Raw genomic sequence first — 17576 nt, 5'->3', positions numbered from 1 at the left:
ACCCCGTGTGCGGACGCCGTCACGGAGCGGCGGCGTCGATCGCCTTCACGATGCGCTTGTCGGAGACGGGGTACGCCGTGCCCAGCGCATGCGCGAAGTAGCTGACCCGCAGCTCCTCGATCATCCAGCGGATGTCCAGGACGGAGGAGGGGACGGGGCGGCCCTGCGGCAGTTGCTCCAGCAGCCAGGCGTACTCGTCCTGCATCTCGTGGACCTTCTCCATCCGGCTGGTGTCCCGCTGGACGTTCGTCGGCATCTGCTGGAGCCGGCGGTCCGCCGCCACCAGATAGCGCATCAGGTCCGGCAGCCGCCGCAGTCCGGTCGCCGTGACGAAGCCGGGCCTCACGAGGGCGTCCAGCTGCGTCCGTACGTCCGCCAGGTTCGCGAGGAGCACAGGGCTGCGCACGCCCTTCAGGCGGCGCTCACAGGCCTGCCAGGCGGCCAGCACCTGCTCCACCCGGCCGACCGTGCGGACGGTCGTGTCGACGATCTCCGCGCGCACCTTGTCGTACAGCTTCCGGTACGACTCCTCGTCCCAGGCCGGGCCGCCGAAGTCCCCGATCAGTTTGTCGGCGGCGGCCATCGCGCAGTCGTCGAACAGGGCCTGGATCGACCCGTGCGGGTTCGCGGACAGGGCCAGCTTCTGGGCGTTCGTGAGCTTGTCCGACGCGAACTTCGCCGGATTCACCGGGATGTTGCGCAGGATGAGCCGCCGCGTGCCCTTCCACATCGCCTGCTGCTGCTCGGCCTCGGTGTCGAAGAGGCGTACGGAGACGGTGTTCGCCGCCGGTCCGTCGTCGACCAGCGCCGGGTACGCCTTCACCGGCTGGCCGGCCCGGCGCGTCTCGAAGACGCGGCTGAGGGAGCCGATGGTCCAGTCGGTCAGCCCCGTGCGCTCCAGGGCCTCCCCGCCCTGCCGCTCGGCCGTCTCCGCCGCGGCCTGCGAGATCGCCTCGCGCGCCTTCGGCTTCAGCCGCAGCTTCAGGACCTCCAGGTCCTTGTCCTCGGCCAGCTTCCGGCGCCGTTCGTCGACGATCCGGAAGGTGATCCGCAGATGGTCGGGGAGCCTGGACCAGTCGAAGTCGTCGGCCGTGAGCGGCACGCCGACCATGCGCTTGAGCTCGCGCGCCAGCGTCGCCGTCAGGGGCTCCTGGAGGGGCACCGCCCGCTCCAGGAACCGCCGGGCGAAGTCGGGGGCCGGTACGTAGTTGCGGCGGATCGGCTTCGGGAGGGAACGGATCAGCTCGGTCACGACCTGCTCCCGCAGACCGGGGATCTGCCACTCGAAGCCCTCGTCCGTGACCTGGTTCAGCACCTGGAGCGGGACGTGGACGGTCACACCGTCCGCGTCGGCGCCCGGCTCGAACTGGTACGTGACCCGGAACTTCAGCCGCCCCTGCCGCCACGCGTCCGGATAGTCGTCCTTGGTGACCGCTCCGGCCGTCTCGCGGATGAGCATCGAGCGCTCGAAGTCGAGGAGTTCGGGCTCCTCCTTGTGCTTGTGCTTCCACCAGGAGTCGAAGTGGGCGCCGGACACGACGTGTTCGGGCACCCTCTCCTCGTAGAAGTCGAAGAGCGTGTCGTCGTCGACCAGGATGTCCCGGCGCCGCGCCCGGTGCTCCAGCTCCTCGACCTCGGTGAGGAGCCGGCGGTTGTCGGAGAAGAACTTGTGGTGCGTACGCCAGTCGCCCTCGACGAGTGCGTTGCGGATGAAAAGCTCGCGGCTGGTCTCGGGGTCGATGCGCCCGTAGTTGACCTTGCGCTGGGCGATGATCGGCACGCCGTACAGCGTGACCTTCTCGTACGCCATCACCGCCGCCTGGTCCTTCTCCCAGTGCGGCTCGCTGTACGTGCGCTTCAGCAGGTGCTCCGCGAGCGGTTCGATCCACTCGGGCTCGATCCGCGCGTTGACACGGGCCCACAGCCGGGACGTCTCGACGAGCTCGGCGGACATGACGAAGCGCGGGGGCTTCTTGAAGAGGGCGGAGCCGGGGAAGATCGCGAACTTGGCGTTGCGGGCGCCCACGTACTCGTTCTTCGTGGTGCTCCTGCCGCCCTCGCGACCGCTGTCCTTCCCGGTCCCGGTCGCGCTCTCCTTCACGTCCTTCATGCCGATGTGGGAGAGCAGCCCGGCGAGGAGGGACAGGTGGACCTGCTGCTCGGGTGCGTCGTCCTCGTTCGGATGAATGCCCATCTGTTTTGCGACGGTCCGCAGCTGCGTGTAGATGTCCTGCCACTCGCGGATCCGCAGGAAGTTCAGGTACTCCTGCTTGCACATGCGACGGAACGACGACGAGCCGCGCTCCTTCTGCTGCTCGCGCACGTACCGCCAGAGATTGAGGTACGCGAGGAAGTCGGACGTCTCGTCCCTGAAGCGGGCGTGCTGCTGGTCCGCCTGCGTCTGCTTCTCGGCCGGGCGCTCGCGCGGGTCCTGGATGGAGAGCGCGGCCGCGATCACCATGACCTCACGGACGCACCCGTTCTTGTCGGCCTCCAGGACCATCCGGGCCAGGCGCGGGTCGACGGGCAGCTGGGCGAGCTTGCGGCCCGACGGCGTGAGGCGCTTGCGCGGGTCCTTCTCCGTCGGGTCGAGGGCGTTCAGCTCCTGGAGGAGCTGGACGCCGTCGCGGATGTTGCGGTGGTCCGGCGGATCGATGAAGGGGAACTTCTCGATCTCCCCGAGCCCGGCCGCGGTCATCTGGAGGATGACGGACGCCAGGTTCGTACGGAGGATCTCCGCGTCGGTGAACTCCGGCCGGGCGAGGAAGTCGTCCTCGGAGTAGAGGCGGATACAGATGCCGTCGCTGGTACGGCCGCAGCGGCCCTTGCGCTGGTTCGCGCTGGCCTGTGAGATCGCCTCGATGGGGAGGCGCTGGACCTTCGTGCGGTGGCTGTATCTGGAGATGCGGGCGGTGCCCGGGTCGATCACGTACTTGATGCCGGGGACGGTCAGGGAGGTCTCGGCGACGTTGGTCGCCAGAACGATCCTGCGCCCGGTGTGCGCCTGGAAGACGCGGTGCTGCTCGGCGTGCGAGAGCCGCGCGTAGAGAGGGAGCACCTCGGTGAACCGGTACTTCTTCTTCTCCAGGGCGTCGGCGGTGTCCCGGATCTCCCGCTCTCCCGACAGGAAGACGAGGATGTCGCCCTTGCCCTCGCCCTGCAGTTCCTCGACGGCGTCGCAGATCGCGGTGATCTGGTCGCGGTCGGAATCGTCGCCCTCCTCCTCCAGGAGCGGGCGGTAGCGCACCTCCACGGGATACGTGCGCCCGCTGACCTCGACGATCGGGGCGTCCCCGAAGTGCCGGGAGAAGCGCTCGGGGTCGATGGTCGCGGAGGTGATGACGACCTTGAGGTCCGGACGCTTCGGCAGCAGCTGCGCCAGGTAGCCGAGCAGGAAGTCGATGTTCAGGGACCGCTCGTGGGCCTCGTCGATGATGATCGTGTCGTACGCGCGCAGCTCGCGGTCCGTCTGGATCTCGGCGAGCAGGATGCCGTCCGTCATCAGCTTGACGAAGGTGCCGTCCTGGTTCACCTGGTCGGTGAAGCGGACCTTCCAGCCGACGGCCTCGCCCAGCGGGGTGTCCAGCTCCTCGGCGACCCGCTCGGCGACGGTACGGGCGGCGATACGGCGGGGCTGGGTGTGCCCGATCATGCCGCGGACGCCACGGCCCAGCTCAAGACAGATCTTCGGGATCTGGGTCGTCTTTCCGGACCCGGTCTCACCGGCGACGATGACGACCTGGTGATCACGGATGGCGGCCGCGATGTCGTCCTTCTTCTGGCTGACGGGCAGTTGCTCGGGGTACGAGACGGCCGGCACGCGGCCGCGGCGCTCGGCCATGCGGAGCTCGGCCGCGGCCACCTCCGCCTCGATCTCGGCGGTGACAGCGGCGCGGGCCTCTGGTTTGCGGATCCGGCGCGCGCCCTCGAGTCTGCGCCCGAGCCGGTGCGCGTCGCGCAGTGACAGCTCGGCCAGACGGGGGGCGAGATCGCCGAGGGCGGGGGCAGGATGCGTAGACATACGCGGCCCAGGATCTCACCTCGGGGAAACGAGGGGCGAACGCTTTTGCGCTGCGGGACGGTCGGGGCGCCCACGACGGAGAAATATCCCTTCCGCGGCCTTAGCGTGTGCGTATGTCCGAGATGCCGCACGGTGCCCATGGCCGGCCGCCCACGCGTCGCGAACGCTGGGGCTCCTTCAAGGCGTCCCCCTTCCTTCCCGCGTCGGTGCTGGTGCTGATCCTCGCCGCGGCGGCGGGCCTCTTCGCCGGCTCGTACACGTATTCCATGGCGAACCCGACCCCGCGCCACGTGCCGACCGCGACGGTGGGCGCGTACGACGAAGGGCGGGGCAAGGCCTTCCTCGCCGGGATGGAGAAGGCGCTCGACGCCTCCCTGGAGATCCACGCCTACGACAGCGGGGCGGCGGCCGTCGAGGCGATGAACGACCAGGAGGTGTTCGCGATCCTCGATGTGCGGGACTCCGGCCGGGCGGTCGTCCTCGACGTCTCCGGGGCGTCCGGGGCCTCGGTCGCGGAGCTGCTGGAGAAGACCGCGCCGGCCGTCGGCAGGTCCACGGGGGTGGCGGTCACGGTCCGGGACATCAATCCCTTGCAGGAGGGCGATCCGCGCGGGCTCGCGATCTTCTACATCTCGCTGGCCGCCGTGATCATCGGCTTCGTCGGGGCGATCCAGCTCAGCGTGCACGCGCGGGAGCTGAACCCGCTGGAACGCATCGGGTTCACGGCCGCGTACGCCCTGCTCGGCGGTTTCGTGATCGCGGCGGTGGTCGACTGGCTCCTGAACGCCCTGGATCTGCCGTTCGTCGAGTCCTGGATGATCCTCTCGCTGACCATGTTCACGTCCGGCATGGTCTTCTCGATGTTCAACACCCTGTTCGGGCGCTGGGCGATGCTTCCCACCTGGGGCCTGATGGTCCTGCTCGGCAATCCCTCCTCGGGCGGCGCCGTCTCCTGGCCCCTGCTGCCGTCGCCGCTCGGAGTGATCGGCCGCTGGCTGCCGCCCGGGGGCTCGGTCAACGCCCAGCACACGGCGGTGTACTTCGCCGGTCACCAGCACGTGTTCCCGTTCCTGGTCCTCGGGGGCTGGGCGCTGGTGTCCTGCACGGTCTTCTGGATCTGGCGACACCGGCACCCGGGCGGCAGGGAGGAGGACCCGGCCCACGCGGCGGGCTCCCCGGCCGTCCCGTCCCGAGAGACCTCCGGGGGCGGGGCGGCGGCCTGAGTTCCGCGTCGATGCCTTTGAGGGGTGCGGGGAACTGCGCGACCAGCCCCACGAACCCGCGGCCGAACAAACCGGGGAACGGCGAAGACCCCGCCGGTGGGGGCGGGGTCTTCGGGGTGGTGGCTGGGGCCGGGATCGAACCGGCGACCTATCGCTTTTCAGGCGATCGCTCGTACCAACTGAGCTACCCAGCCACGCAGCTCACCGAAGTGAACTGCAAGCGGTCCTGACGGGATTTGAACCCGCGGCCTCCACCTTGACAGGGTGGCGAGCACTCCAAACTGCTCCACAGGACCCAGCTGTTGTGCGCGAGCGAGCGAACTCAGTCTCGCACACGGTGTTGCGTGCCCCCAACGGGATTCGAACCCGTGCTACCGCCTTGAAAGGGCGGCGTCCTAGGCCGCTAGACGATGAGGGCTATCGGCCCGCCTGGGCGCTTCGCAGCGCGTCGGGGACGTCAGAAGCATATGGGATGTCGGGAGGGATCGCCAAAACGGTTTACGGGGCGGAGGTGGAAGGGGTGGGGGAGGCGGGTGCGCCGGGTCGGTTCTCCTTGGGGAGGTGGCGGCTGACCTCGGCCGTGGTGAGGCCCAGACCGCCGAGTTTGATCTCGTCCCAGGCCTGGAGACGACGGGTGTCACGGTCCAGGTAGAGGATCGAGGTCTCGATCGGGTCGGGGTTCTTGCCCTCGACCGCGCGCAGACCGCTGCCGCCCGTCGAGCCCTCGATGCGCAGCCGCGTGCCGTACTTCATGACCTCCATCTCCTGGTGGTGGACGTGGCCCGCCAGGACCAGGGGCACGTCGCCGTCCGTCTCACGGGCGGCGTCCGGGTTGTGCGCGACGGCGATGTCGACCGGGGTGCCGGCCGCCTCCTGGTCACGGAGGGACGAGGCCAGGCGGGCGCCCGCGAGCACCTCCGAGCGGGCGCCCCCCACCTCGGCCGAGCGGTCGGGGGTGAACTGCGGGTCGCCGATGCCCGCGAACCGCAGGCCCGCGACCGACACGGCCCGGCCGTCGTCCAGGACGTGCACGTTCTTCATGCGTTCCAGGTAGCGCTGGGTGATCCGCGAGTCATGGTTCCCGCGCACCCAGACATAGGGGGCGCCGAGGTCGGCCGCCGGATCCAGGAAGCCGTTCTCCGCCGCCGTCCCGTGGTCCATCGTGTCGCCGGAGTCGACGATGACGTCGATCTCGTACTGCTTCACGAGCGAGGCGATGATCTTCCAGCTCGCCGGGTTGAGATGGATGTCGGAGACGTGCAGGACCCGGATGGTGGAGGGGTCCGGCGCGTACGCGGGGAGCGTGGACGTGACGTCGTACAGCTTCGTCACGTTCGTCACCAGGCGGGCCAGCTCCTTCTGGTAGACGTCGAACTCGCTGACGATGCTGCGGGCGTTGCCGACGACCGAGGGGGCGGAGGAGAGCAGGCCCGAGAACTTCGGTTCCAGGACCGAGTCGGGCTTCCAGGTGGCGAAGGCCGTCGCCCCGCACGCGGCCAGCAGGGTCAGGGCCAGGCCGCCCGCCGCGAGGGCCCGGCGGGGGCGGCGGTAGACCGCCAGGCCCAGGGCCGTCGCGCCGGAGACGACGGCGACGCAGGAGCGTACGGCCAGGTCGAGGGTGCCGTCGCTGACGTCCTGGGCGACCTCGTCCTGGAGGCCGGAGAGCCGTTCCGGGTGGTCGACGAGGGCCTGGGAGCGGACGGGGTCGAGCTGGTCGACGTCCACGTCGAGGCGGAGGGGGGCCGTGTGGCTGTGCAGTTCGAGGGCGCCGAGCGGGGAGACGTTGATCTTCGTCCCGCCGGTGAGGGAGGGGCGCAGGGTCATCGTGGTGTCCATGGGGCCGACCGGCGCGCGGACGTTCCCGACGATCAGCAGGCCCAGCCATGCGCCGAGCAGGACGACGGCGACGAGTCCGAGCGCGCGGACGTACGGATGCGGCTGGTGGACGAGTTCGACGACGGGGTGGGTACGGCGGGAGCGGTAGTGGCGTACGAGGGTGCGGGGTGCCTTTCGCACGCGGAGCAGAGCGGCGGCAGCGGGGACGCGAACCATTGGGCCCGTATGCCCAACGGTTGGGGTGGATATGCGGTAAGGGCCGGCCTCCCGTCCGGCGCCCGGACGCGGCGGCTGAACCGTTCGGGCGTCCGTACCGGACAATGGCGGGGTGCTGGAGATGACGCGCGAGGAGTTCGAGGAACTGGTCGCCGAGGCGCTGGACCGGATCCCGCCGGAGCTGACGCGGCTGATGGACAACGTGGCGGTGTTCGTCGAGGACGAGCCGCCCGCCGACGATCCCGAGCTGCTCGGGCTCTACGAGGGGACGCCGCTGACCGACCGCGGGGAGTGGTACGCCGGGGTGCTGCCGGACCGGATCACGATCTACCGGGGGCCCACGCTGCGGATGTGCGGGTCGCGCGAGGAGGTGGTGGCCGAGACCGAGGTGACCGTCGTGCACGAGATCGCCCACCACTTCGGGATCGACGACGCGCGGTTGCACGCCCTCGGGTACGGCTGAGGCACGTCCCGCACCCGAGGCCGCTCGCCGGTGACCGCTCCTACCGCCTTCTGGTCACCGGCTGACCGCTTGGCGCTCTCCGCGCGCGGTCGCGTGTCCTCTTGCGTGCGGCGGGAGTTGGGCAGGGGGACTCCTCATACTCTTCCCCGCGCTCCCGGCTCCGACCGGGCAGGGGAGACCCCCTTCCGGAGGTAGCTGCCCGTGCGCGCCATGTACGTACCCGTCCGTCTGGCCGCCGCGGCCCTGACCGTCGCCGCGACCGCCGGCTGCATGAGCGTCGGAGACGACGAGGGGAGCCGGGCCAAGCCCTCGCACTCGGCGGGCCGCAAGGGCGGTGAGGCGCCCGACGGGGGATCGGCGGTGAGCGGCGGGGGCGGCGGCCACTACGGAACGGGTGACGGAAAACACGCGGCGGCGAAGCCGAGCGGGTCCGCGTCCGGGTCGGCGTCGCCGTCGGCCGGGGAGAGCGGGTCGGCCGCGACGAAGAAGCCGGGCAAGGACGACACCGACGGGAAGAAGCCCAGGCCAGGGGCGTCTTCGCCGACGAAGGCGCAGCCCACGCCGACGCGTCAGGACCCGGAGCCGACGCCCACCAAGGAGACGCCTCCGCCGTCGCCCGACCCGACCACGGCCGAGCCGTCGTCCTCGGCCCACCCGGAGCCCGAACCGCAACTCGTCGAGCGTCGGGAGCCGGCGCCGGCGGCCGGGATCGAGGCCTGAGCGAGGTCCGGCCGAGCGTCCCCGAGGACTTGCGCACGTCTCTGACCTGGGAAGTCGGACTCAGTTTGCCTTGGGAGGCAGGGGGTGCGTATGGTAGTAGATCGTTTGATACCAATTGCCCGGCGCCAAAGCAGAGAGCGCCGCGTGGCGCGTACTCTCCCTTGCCGTGGCTGACCGCATTGAGGCGGTCGTTTGCGAAATCACGGAGTTGACGGGCGCGTGCCGACGAGACTCCGGAAGGTTTCGCATTCGCATGTCCATTTCCAGTACTGATCACATCGTCGTGCCCGAGAACAGCGGGGACGTTGTCGACGAGACCGCCGCACCCGCGGCTCCCGAGGTCACCTTCACCGACCTCGGTCTGCCCGAGGGCGTCGTGCGCAAGCTCGCGCAGAACGGTGTGACCGCCCCCTTCCCGATCCAGGTCGCGACCATCCCGGACGCCCTGGCCGGCAAGGACATCCTCGGCCGTGGCCGCACCGGCTCCGGCAAGACCCTCTCGTTCGGTCTGCCGCTGCTCACGCAGCTCTCCGGCGGACACACCGAGAAGAAGAAGCCCCGCGGCATCATCCTCACGCCGACCCGTGAGCTCGCGATGCAGGTCGCGGACGCCCTCCAGCCCTACGGCGACGTCCTCGGCCTGAAGATGAAGGTCGTCTGCGGCGGTACGTCGATGAGCAACCAGATCTACGCCCTGGAGCGCGGTGTCGACGTCCTCGTCGCCACCCCGGGCCGGCTGCGCGACATCATCAGCCGCGGCGCCTGCTCGCTGGAGAACGTCCAGGTCGCCGTCCTCGACGAGGCCGACCAGATGTCCGACCTGGGCTTCCTGCCCGAGGTCACCGAGCTGCTCGACCAGATCCCCGGCGGCGGCCAGCGCATGCTGTTCTCGGCCACGATGGAGAACGAGATCTCCACGCTGGTCAAGCGCTACCTGACCAACCCGGTCACGCACGAGGTCGACAGCGCCCAGGGCAACGTCACGACCATGTCGCACCACATCCTCATCGTGAAGCCCAAGGACAAGGCGCCGGTCACCGCCGCGATCGCCTCCCGCAAGGGCCGCACGATCATCTTCGTCCGCACCCAGCTGGGCTGCGACCGCATCGCCGAGCAGCTCTGCGACTCCGGTGTGAAGGCCGACGCGCTGCACGGTGGCATGACGCAGGGTGCCCGCACCCGCGTCCTTGAGGACTTCAAGAAGGGCTACGTCAACGCGCTCGTCGCGACCGACGTCGCCGCCCGCGGTATCCACGTCGACGGCATCGACCTGGTCCTGAACGTGGACCCGGCCGGTGACCACAAGGACTACCTGCACCGCTCCGGCCGTACGGCCCGCGCGGGGCGCTCCGGCACGGTCGTGTCGCTCTCCCTGCCGCACCAGCGCCGTCAGATCTTCCGCCTGATGGAGGACGCGGGCGTCGACGCCTCGCGCCACATCATCCAGGGCGGTGCGGCCTTCGACGCGGAGGTCGCGGACATCACGGGTGCCCGCTCGATGACCGAGGTCCAGGCCGAGTCCGCGGGCAACGCGGCGCAGCAGGCCGAGCGTGAGGTCTCGCAGCTCACCAAGGAGCTGGAGCGTGCGCAGCGGCGTGCCGTCGAGCTGCGCGAGGAGGCCGACCGGCTGATCGCGCGGTCCGCGCGTGAGCGCGGCGAGGACCCGGAGGCGGCGCTGGCCGAGGCGGCCGCCGTCGTCGAGGCCGCCGCCGTGGCCGTGGCCGCGGAGCCGGTGGCCCAGGCCGCCGCAGAGCCGGTGCGCGAGGAGTCGCGTCAGCGTCGTGACGACCGTGGCAACTACGAGCGCCGTGACCGTCGTGACGAGCGCCCCTCGGGCGGTTTCCGCCGGGACGACCGCCGTGACGGCGAGCGTGGTGGCGACCGTGGCGGGTTCCGTCGTGACGACCGTCCCTCGGGCGGCTTCAACCGTGACCGCCGTGACAACGACCGTCCGTCGGGCGGCTTCAACCGTGACCGTCGTGACGACCGTTCGTCCGGTGGCTTCAACCGTGACCGTCGTGACGAGCGTCCCTCCGGCGGCTTCCGCCGGGACGACGAGCGTGGCGGCCGTTCCTTCGACCGTCGTGACGAGCGCCCCTCGGGCGGTTTCCGCCGGGACGACCGCCGTGACGGCGAGCGTGGTGGCGACCGCGGCGGGTTCCGTCGTGACGACCGTCCCTCGGGCGGCTTCAACCGTGACCGCCGCGACGGCGACCGTCCGTCGACCGGCGGCTTCCGCCGGGACGACCGTCCGGCCGGCCACCGTGGCAGCGACCGTCCGTTCAACCGTGACCGGCAGGGCGACCGCCCCGCGGGCGGCGGCTTCCGCTCCGGCGGCCACGACCGTCCCTACGGCCGTCGTGACGACCACCGTGGTGCCGGCTCCGGCTCCGGCTCCGGTTCTGGTTCCGGCTCCTCCTTCCGCCGCGACGACAAGCCGCGCTGGAAGCGCAACGGCTGACAGCGGCTGCCCGACGGCTGACACGGCCTGAGCGGCCACCGCACCGCAGCACCTCATACGAAGGGCCCGGACGACCTCGGTCGGCCGGGCCCTTCGGCATGTGATCGGTACTGCTTTCGGCCAGGATTTCCGGCCAGTTGCCACACTCTGTGGCGCATGTCACACCCCGGGCAGGGGAATTGCTGGGGGCATGACAGATGACGCCAGAGCAAGTGGGAGTGGGCTGTCGGACGAAGAGCGGCTGGCCCAGCTCGGATACACCCAGGTTCTCGCCCGCCGGATGTCGGCGTTCTCCAACTACGCGGTCTCGTTCACGATCATCTCCGTCCTGTCGGGCTGCCTGACGCTCTATCTGTTCGGCATGAACACCGGCGGGCCCGCCGTGATCACCTGGGGCTGGGTCGTGGTCGGGCTCATGACCCTGTTCGTCGGGCTCGCGATGGCCGAGATCTGTTCGGCGTACCCGACGTCCGCGGGCCTGTACTTCTGGGCCCACCGGCTGGCACCGCGCCGGACGGCCGCCGCCTGGGCGTGGTTCACGGGCTGGTTCAACGTCCTCGGCCAGGTCGCGGTGACCGCCGGCATCGACTTCGGCGCGGCCTCGTTCCTGGGCGCGTACCTGAACCTGCAGTTCGACTTCGAGGTCACTCCCGGCCGCACGATCCTGCTCTTCGCCGGCATCCTCGCCCTGCACGGCCTGCTGAACACCTTCGGCGTACGCATCGTCGGCCTCCTCAACAGCGTCAGCGTGTGGTGGCACGTCGTGGGTGTGGCGCTCATCGTGGGCGCGCTGACCTTCGCGCCGGACCACCACCAGTCGGCGTCCTTCGTCTTCACGGAGTTCGTGAACAACACGGGCTGGGGCAGCAGCTTCTACGTGGTGCTGCTCGGCCTGCTGATGGCGCAGTACACCTTCACCGGGTACGACGCCTCGGCGCACATGACGGAGGAGACGCACGACGCGTCCACGGCCGGACCCAAGGGCATCGTCCAGTCCATCTGGACGTCGTGGATAGCGGGCTTCGTCCTCCTGCTCGGCTTCACCTTCGCGATCCAGTCGTACGACAGGGCCCTCGGCTCGCCGACCGGGGTGCCGCCCGCCCAGATCCTCCTGGACGCGCTGGGCGCGACCGCGGGCAAGCTCCTCCTGCTGGTGGTGATCGGCGCCCAGCTGTTCTGCGGCATGGCGTCGGTGACCGCCAACTCCCGCATGATCTACGCCTTCTCGCGCGACGGGGCGCTGCCCTTCTCGCACGTCTGGCACACCGTGAACCCGCGCACGCGCACGCCCGTCGCGGCCGTGTGGCTCGCTGCCCTGGGCGCGCTGGTCCTCGGCCTGCCGTACCTGATCAACGTGACGGCGTACGCGGCGGTGACGTCCATCGCCGTGATCGGCCTCTACATCGCGTACGTCATTCCGACGCTGCTGCGGCTGCGCAAGGGCGAGGACTTCGAGCGGGGGCCGTGGCACCTGGGCCGCTGGTCCCGTCCGATCGGCGTCGTGGCGGTGGTGTGGGTGGGTGTCATCACGGTCCTCTTCATGCTGCCCCAGGTCTCCCCGGTCACCTGGGAGACCTTCAACTACGCCCCCGTCGCCGTCCTGGCCGTCCTCGGCTTCGCCGCGGCGTGGTGGTTCGCCTCGGCCCGGCACTGGTTCCTCAACCCGGACCACGAACGCACCCGCACCCGCGAGGCGGTCCGCAAGGGCGCCCCGGATCCGGTCGATCCGTGACGTCAGCCACCCGGCGACGCGCCTCGCGCCGCCCCTCGGCGCGGCCGGGTCACCGATACCCGATCGGAGTCCCGGCCGCGTCCGGCTATGCTCGTTCCTGGCATCGACGCGGGTCGGTGCGTGTACCGGCGCAGGTCGGTGCACGGACCCTTAGCTCAATTGGCAGAGCAGTGGACTTTTAATCCATTGGTTGTGGGTTCGAGTCCCACAGGGTCTACGCGAGAGCCCCCAGCTCAGAGGTACTTGGAGCTGGGGGCTCGTGTTGTTTCATGGCGCCTGACGGGCGTCGCCCTCGCCGGGCTCGTCGGCGGGCGGCTGTACGGCGACGAAGGATCCCTTGCCGCGCACGGTGACGATGAGCCCGCGCTCGCGCAGTTCCTGGGCGGCACGTCGTGCGGTGAGCCGGGCCACCCCGTACTCGTCGGCGAGGTGGTTCTCCGAGGGGATGGGCCGGTCGGGCGCCAGCTCGCCGGACGCGATCTTCCTGGAGATGACGTCGGACAGCTGCATGTAGAGGGGTCTCGCGCTCATCGGGTCCAGAGCGGTCTCCGGTTCTTCACGAAAGTCGAGCCCGTGAACCGGCGGTCCGGGACGGCTGTGCTTGCTCACTCTTGGGGCCCGTCGCCGGATGGCTGCTCGGGCCGCACGAAGGTGCCCTTTATGGGGACCGTGATGACGAGCCCCTGATCGCGAAGTTCGCGCGTGGCCCGGCGGACAGTGTTGACGGCCACGCCGTACTGCTCGGCGAGATCGCGCTCAGCGGGAAGTCGCGCACCGGCGGGCAGGCGTCCTGTGCGGATCTGTTCGGCGATGTGGTGCACCACCTGGAGATACACGTAGACGTGACTTGCCAGGTCAGGTGTCCACTGGTCATTAGCCATGGCCGCACGCTAAGGCGACTCGTAGCGCCGCACCACATGCGGCATCGTCAGGGCGCAACCTGATGCTTCCGGTTGCTACCTATTGCAACCTAAGGCAAAGTGGACGCTGAAGACCCCGGCGAGGTGGACAAGACCTCCCGGGGCATGGCCAACGCTGCAATAGGAGCGTCAACGTGTACGACCTTATCCGCCGCACCCTCGAATGGATGCGACTCCTCTTCTGTCCGGGCACGGGCAAGCGGCGCCGCACCCGCCACCGCACCCACCTCTGCCTGCACTTCACCGCCGCACGGCACACCGCCGCGTCCCTGCCGCCAGGGCTCCTCCGCCACCGCTCCCCGTACGGCCTCGTCACCCCTCTCGACGGCACCGACTCCGCCCTCGTGCGCCCCTACCTCGCCGCCCACGACAAGGAAGCCGTCCTTCAGCAGCGCCGACGCCTCGCTCTCGTACTCGCCGCCGATCTGGGGATCGACCTCGACCGGCACCTGGTCGGCGCGCAGGAGGTGGCCGCCTGATGGAGCACCTGAACGGCACGCCCTCGCTGGCGCCGCGCCTCCTGCCCTGGCCGTCCCTCGACGGCAAGCCCTGCTACCTGGTCACGGACGGCGGCGGGTACCTGTCCCGCCTCGCCGACGAGCTGGAGGCGGTCCAACTCGCCACGGGGGCCGACGTACTCGCCCTCGCCCGTCCGCTGCTGGACGACCCGGCGTCGCCGCACGGCGAGGTCCGCTTCGCCGGTCTCCGGCTCGCCGAGTGCCTGACGGACGCCCTGCGCGTCGCCGGGTCCCGGGGCATGCGCCTGCCCGCACCGGACACCGAGGACGGCGAGACCCCGTAGGCACGCGTGGGCCTCCGCCTCAGATCGTCCGGGGCGGAGGCCCACGCCGTGTTCCGGGCGGCTCACGTGACGAGCAGCAGGGCCGTCCACATCACCACGGCCAGTGACGGCAGCAGGTAGGCGATCAGCACGATCGACAGGCCTCGTCTGCGGCCCGTCCAACTCGCCCACGTGGCGGCGTACTCGGGCAGGCGTTGCATCGCCCGCCGCTGTACGTGCTGGTAATAGAGACGGTGCCGGTGGCCGACGAAGAGCCAGGTGAGGGCCAGTACGAGGCCGAAGGCGGCCAGGACCCGCGCCGCCGTGCGGTGTTCCTCCGAGGTGAGGAGCGTCGTGTACGCCACGGCGAAGAGCGACTGGCCCACCAGGAAGAGATTGCCCCGCTGGAACAGCATGGTGTTCTCGTGCAGCGTGTGCTGCCAGAGCCGGCCGTCCTCCGCGATGCGCTGGGCCCCACTGTCGTCCGCCATGCCACCGTCCTGCCCAGTCCTCCCGCGGAGCCACCGCTTCCGCGTGAGGTCCGGCCGCCGCGCCGGCCCGCGGACGGACGCGTCAGCCCGCGGTGAGCTCCGCCAGCGGCAGCGTGTGCTGGGTCTGGAGGACCTTCGCCCGCAGGTAGCGGACGTTGTGGGGCGTGGTGAACACGCCCGTGGGGACGCGGTGTTGTACGGCGACGCCCAGGGAGCGGAGCTGCTCCGCCTTGTCGGGGTTGTTGGAGAGGAGGTCCAGCTCCGTGACGCCGAGGGCCGTGAGCATCTGTGCCGCCGCCGTGTAGTCGCGGGCGTCCTCGGGGAGGCCGAGGGCCGTGTTGGCGGCGTACGTGTCGAGGCCCTCGTCCTGGAGGGCGTACGCGTCGAGCTTGTTGTAGAGGCCTATGCCCCGGCCCTCCTGGCGGAGGTAGAGGAGGACGCCGCCGCGGGTCGCGATCTGTTCGACGGCCTCGCGGAGCTGGGGGCCGCAGTCGCAGCGGGACGAACCGAAGGCGTCGCCCGTCAGGCACTCGGAGTGCAGGCGGACCAGCGGCGTGCTGCCGGCGGGGTCGCCGAGGATCATCGCCACGTGTTCCCGGCCGTCGGTCAGGCCGTGGAAGGTGACCAGCTCGGCGTCGACGCTGTAGCCGTCGTGGAAGCGCAGCGGCACCCTCACGCGCGAGCGCTGGGTGGCGGCGGGGTAGTCGGGCATGCGGTACTCCGGTCCACGTTCCTCACCTGCTTCAGATTTGAAGCAGATCCTCGGAACGAGACCCTACCGCATGCTTTAAAGTTGAAGCAACGGATTTTCGTGGTGAGGGAGTGGCGCTGGCCTCAGGCGGGCGGACCCGCCGTCCCGGCCGTCAGGAGGGTGCGGGCGGCCTCACGTGCAGGAGCCGGACGAACGGCGGCGCCACGGCACGTCGTCCGGGGTGGCCTGCGGGTCGTCGCCCTCCAGCCCGCGCGCGACCGCCGCACAGATCTCCTCCAGCTGCCCCACCTGCCCCGGCGTGAGGTGGTCGAAGAGGGTCGCGCGGACCGTCTCCACATGGCCGGGAGCCGTACGCTCCAGCAGCTCCATCCCCTCGTCGGTCAGGACCGCGATGCTGCCCCGCTTGTCCATACGGCATCCCTCACGGCGCACCGCCCCGTCCTTCTCCAGGCGGGTCACCGCGTACGTCAGCCGACTGCGGGTGATCTTCGTCCGTTCGGCGAGGTCCGTCATGCGCAGGCCGCGCTCGGGCGCCTCGGAGAGGTTGGCGAGGATGGAGTAGTAAAGGTGGGGCATGCCGGCCTCCTGCTGGAGCTGCCGGTCGATCGCGTCCTCCAGGAGATGGGAGGCGGCGATGTAGGCGCGCCAGGCGCGCTGCTCCTCGGGGGTGAGCCAGCGGGTCGTCATGCCTCCAGTGTAGGTTTGCTTCAAACTTGAACCAAGCCCGGCTCCGGTCGGCCCGAACCCTGCCTCCGAAAGAGAGCGCGTCGATGCCCCACCCCCACGTCCTGTTGTCCGCCGCGGTCTCCCTCGACGGACGCCTGGACGACACCGGCCCCGAACGGCTGCTGCTCTCCGGGCCTGCCGACTTCGACCGGGTCGACGAGGTACGGGCCGGGTCCGACGCGATCCTCGTGGGCGCGGGCACCCTGCGCGCCGACAACCCCCGGCTCCTCGTCAACTCCGCCGAGCGGCGCGCGGCCCGCGTCGCCGCCGGCCGGCCGGAGTACCCGCTGAAGGTCGCGGTCAGTGGCAGCGGCGACCTCGATCCCGGCGCCAACTTCTGGTCCACGGGCGGCGAGAAGATCGTCTACACGTCCGACGAGGGGGCCCCGAGAGCGAACGAGGCGCTGCGCGGGCTCGGCGTCGACGTTGTCTCCGTGGGGCCCGCCCTGGACTGGCGGGCCGTACTCGCGCACCTCCACGACGAACGCGGCGTACGACGGCTCATGGTCGAGGGCGGCGGCCGCGTCCACACCCAGCTCCTCCAGCAGGGCCTCGCCGACGAACTGCAGCTCGCCCTGGCACCGCTCGTGGTGGGCGAGCCGGACGCGCCACGGCTCTTCGGGCCCGGGGAGTACCCCGGCGGCGCACGGAACCGGATGCGGCTGATCGAGACCCGGCCCGTCGGAGACGTCGTGCTCATGCGGTACGTCCCCACCGCGCCCGGCACCGGCTCCGTCCCCTCGGCGGCCGACCACCACTGGCTGGAGCTCGCCTGCGGCCTCGCCGCCGAGTGCCCGCCCTCCCGGACGGCCTTCAGTGTCGGCGCGGTCGTCGTCGCGGCAGACGGCACGGAACTGGCCCGCGGGTACTCCCGTGAGTCCGACCCCCTCTCGCACGCGGAGGAGGCCGCGCTCGCCAGGATCGAGCCGGGCGACCCGCGGCTCGCGACCGCCACGGTCTACAGCAGCCTGGAGCCCTGCGCCCGCCGCTCCTCGCGGCCCGCGCCCTGTGCCCGGCTGATCCTCGACGCGGGGGCGCGCCGGGTCGTCACCGCGTGGCGTGAGCCCGACACGTTCGTGGCGTCGGCGGACGGGAACGGCCTGCTGGCGGCGCACGGCGCCGACGTCCTGGTGCTCCCGGAGTACGAGGACGCGGCCAAGGCGCCCAACCGCCACCTCGGCTGACCTCGCCGCGCGCCCGCCGGAGAGTTGCCGGAGGGTTGAGGGAGGGCGGCGTTAACCCGTGTGCCAGGGGTCCCGCAGATGGCGTACACT

General features: G+C 70.6%; 15 protein-coding genes and 4 tRNA genes. 9 read left to right on the top strand and 10 right to left on the bottom strand.

The window, feature by feature from the left end; translation table 11 throughout:
• Positions 1 to 19: 19 nt before the first annotated feature.
• A complete protein-coding gene (gene hrpA / locus O1Q96_RS43165) occupies positions 20 to 4021 on the bottom strand; it encodes an ATP-dependent RNA helicase HrpA (RefSeq protein ID WP_269253287.1) in 4002 nt (1333 codons plus the stop codon).
• Between the two features lie 113 nt (positions 4022 to 4134).
• On the opposite strand from hrpA, the gene O1Q96_RS43160 reads away from it, so the two are divergent.
• Positions 4135 to 5244, top strand: coding sequence for an ABC-2 transporter permease (locus O1Q96_RS43160; protein WP_269253286.1), 1110 nt, complete (start codon positions 4135 to 4137; stop codon positions 5242 to 5244).
• A gap of 117 nt (positions 5245 to 5361) precedes the next feature.
• On the opposite strand, the gene O1Q96_RS43155 is transcribed toward O1Q96_RS43160, so the two are convergent.
• The 4 genes from O1Q96_RS43155 to O1Q96_RS43140 form a co-directional block, all read right to left on the bottom strand.
• Positions 5362 to 5438 (bottom strand) — tRNA-Phe (locus tag O1Q96_RS43155).
• Positions 5439 to 5465: 27 nt separating this feature from the next.
• Positions 5466 to 5540, bottom strand: a tRNA-Asp gene (locus tag O1Q96_RS43150).
• 49 nt (positions 5541 to 5589) lie between these two features.
• Positions 5590 to 5662, bottom strand: a tRNA-Glu gene (locus O1Q96_RS43145).
• Between the two features lie 80 nt (positions 5663 to 5742).
• On the bottom strand, positions 5743 to 7296 hold the full coding sequence (locus O1Q96_RS43140) for a metallophosphoesterase family protein (protein ID WP_269253285.1): 1554 nt from the start codon (positions 7294 to 7296) through the stop codon (positions 5743 to 5745).
• Between the two features lie 112 nt (positions 7297 to 7408).
• Here O1Q96_RS43140 and O1Q96_RS43135 point away from each other — a divergent pair, with 112 nt between their 5' ends.
• The 5 genes from O1Q96_RS43135 to O1Q96_RS43115 all read left to right on the top strand — a co-directional run bounded on the left by O1Q96_RS43135 (position 7409) and on the right by O1Q96_RS43115 (position 12889).
• The gene (locus O1Q96_RS43135; protein ID WP_067435541.1) at positions 7409 to 7759 is read left to right on the top strand and encodes a metallopeptidase family protein; all 351 of its coding nucleotides are present in this window, start codon (positions 7409 to 7411) and stop codon (positions 7757 to 7759) included.
• Positions 7760 to 7960: 201 nt separating this feature from the next.
• Positions 7961 to 8479: a hypothetical protein gene (locus tag O1Q96_RS43130; protein WP_269253284.1), complete on the top strand. Its 519-nt coding sequence runs from the start codon at positions 7961 to 7963 to the stop codon at positions 8477 to 8479.
• 253 nt (positions 8480 to 8732) lie between these two features.
• The gene (locus tag O1Q96_RS43125) at positions 8733 to 10940 is read left to right on the top strand and encodes a DEAD/DEAH box helicase (RefSeq protein WP_269253283.1); all 2208 of its coding nucleotides are present in this window, start codon (positions 8733 to 8735) and stop codon (positions 10938 to 10940) included.
• Between the two features lie 190 nt (positions 10941 to 11130).
• Positions 11131 to 12672: an amino acid permease gene (locus O1Q96_RS43120; RefSeq protein WP_269253282.1), complete on the top strand. Its 1542-nt coding sequence runs from the start codon at positions 11131 to 11133 to the stop codon at positions 12670 to 12672.
• Between the two features lie 144 nt (positions 12673 to 12816).
• Positions 12817 to 12889, top strand: a tRNA-Lys gene (locus O1Q96_RS43115).
• A gap of 50 nt (positions 12890 to 12939) precedes the next feature.
• On the opposite strand, the gene O1Q96_RS43110 is transcribed toward O1Q96_RS43115, so the two are convergent.
• Both O1Q96_RS43110 and O1Q96_RS43105 read right to left on the bottom strand, forming a co-directional pair.
• Positions 12940 to 13203: a GntR family transcriptional regulator gene (locus tag O1Q96_RS43110; RefSeq protein ID WP_269253281.1), complete on the bottom strand. Its 264-nt coding sequence runs from the start codon at positions 13201 to 13203 to the stop codon at positions 12940 to 12942.
• Between the two features lie 74 nt (positions 13204 to 13277).
• The gene (locus tag O1Q96_RS43105) at positions 13278 to 13553 is read right to left on the bottom strand and encodes a GntR family transcriptional regulator (RefSeq protein WP_269253280.1); all 276 of its coding nucleotides are present in this window, start codon (positions 13551 to 13553) and stop codon (positions 13278 to 13280) included.
• A gap of 173 nt (positions 13554 to 13726) precedes the next feature.
• Between O1Q96_RS43105 and O1Q96_RS43100 the strand changes: the two genes are divergently transcribed.
• On the top strand, positions 13727 to 14071 hold the full coding sequence (locus O1Q96_RS43100) for a hypothetical protein (protein ID WP_269253279.1): 345 nt from the start codon (positions 13727 to 13729) through the stop codon (positions 14069 to 14071).
• Positions 14071 to 14394: a hypothetical protein gene (locus O1Q96_RS43095; RefSeq protein ID WP_269253278.1), complete on the top strand. Its 324-nt coding sequence runs from the start codon at positions 14071 to 14073 to the stop codon at positions 14392 to 14394. The genes O1Q96_RS43100 and O1Q96_RS43095 overlap by 1 nt, the downstream gene beginning before the upstream one ends.
• A 62-nt stretch (positions 14395 to 14456) precedes the next feature.
• Here O1Q96_RS43095 and O1Q96_RS43090 read toward each other — a convergent pair whose 3' ends face one another.
• From O1Q96_RS43090 to O1Q96_RS43080, 3 genes are all read right to left on the bottom strand, one after another.
• Entirely contained in the window at positions 14457 to 14864 is a 408-nt protein-coding gene (locus O1Q96_RS43090) for a RipA family octameric membrane protein (protein ID WP_269253277.1), read from the bottom strand.
• Positions 14865 to 14946: 82 nt separating this feature from the next.
• Positions 14947 to 15576: a GTP cyclohydrolase II gene (locus O1Q96_RS43085; RefSeq protein ID WP_269253276.1), complete on the bottom strand. Its 630-nt coding sequence runs from the start codon at positions 15574 to 15576 to the stop codon at positions 14947 to 14949.
• 171 nt (positions 15577 to 15747) lie between these two features.
• Complete coding sequence (locus O1Q96_RS43080) at positions 15748 to 16263, bottom strand: MarR family winged helix-turn-helix transcriptional regulator (RefSeq protein WP_269253275.1); 516 nt, start codon at positions 16261 to 16263, stop codon at positions 15748 to 15750.
• Positions 16264 to 16346: 83 nt separating this feature from the next.
• Between O1Q96_RS43080 and O1Q96_RS43075 the strand changes: the two genes are divergently transcribed.
• A complete protein-coding gene (locus tag O1Q96_RS43075; protein WP_269253274.1) occupies positions 16347 to 17486 on the top strand; it encodes a dihydrofolate reductase family protein in 1140 nt (379 codons plus the stop codon).
• Positions 17487 to 17576 lie beyond the last annotated feature (90 nt).

It is taken from the genome of Streptomyces aurantiacus (assembly GCF_027107535.1).
Taxonomy (GTDB): domain Bacteria; phylum Actinomycetota; class Actinomycetes; order Streptomycetales; family Streptomycetaceae; genus Streptomyces.
Note: the sequence above shows the minus strand (reverse complement) of the source record. Positions and strands in the feature narration are given on the sequence as shown.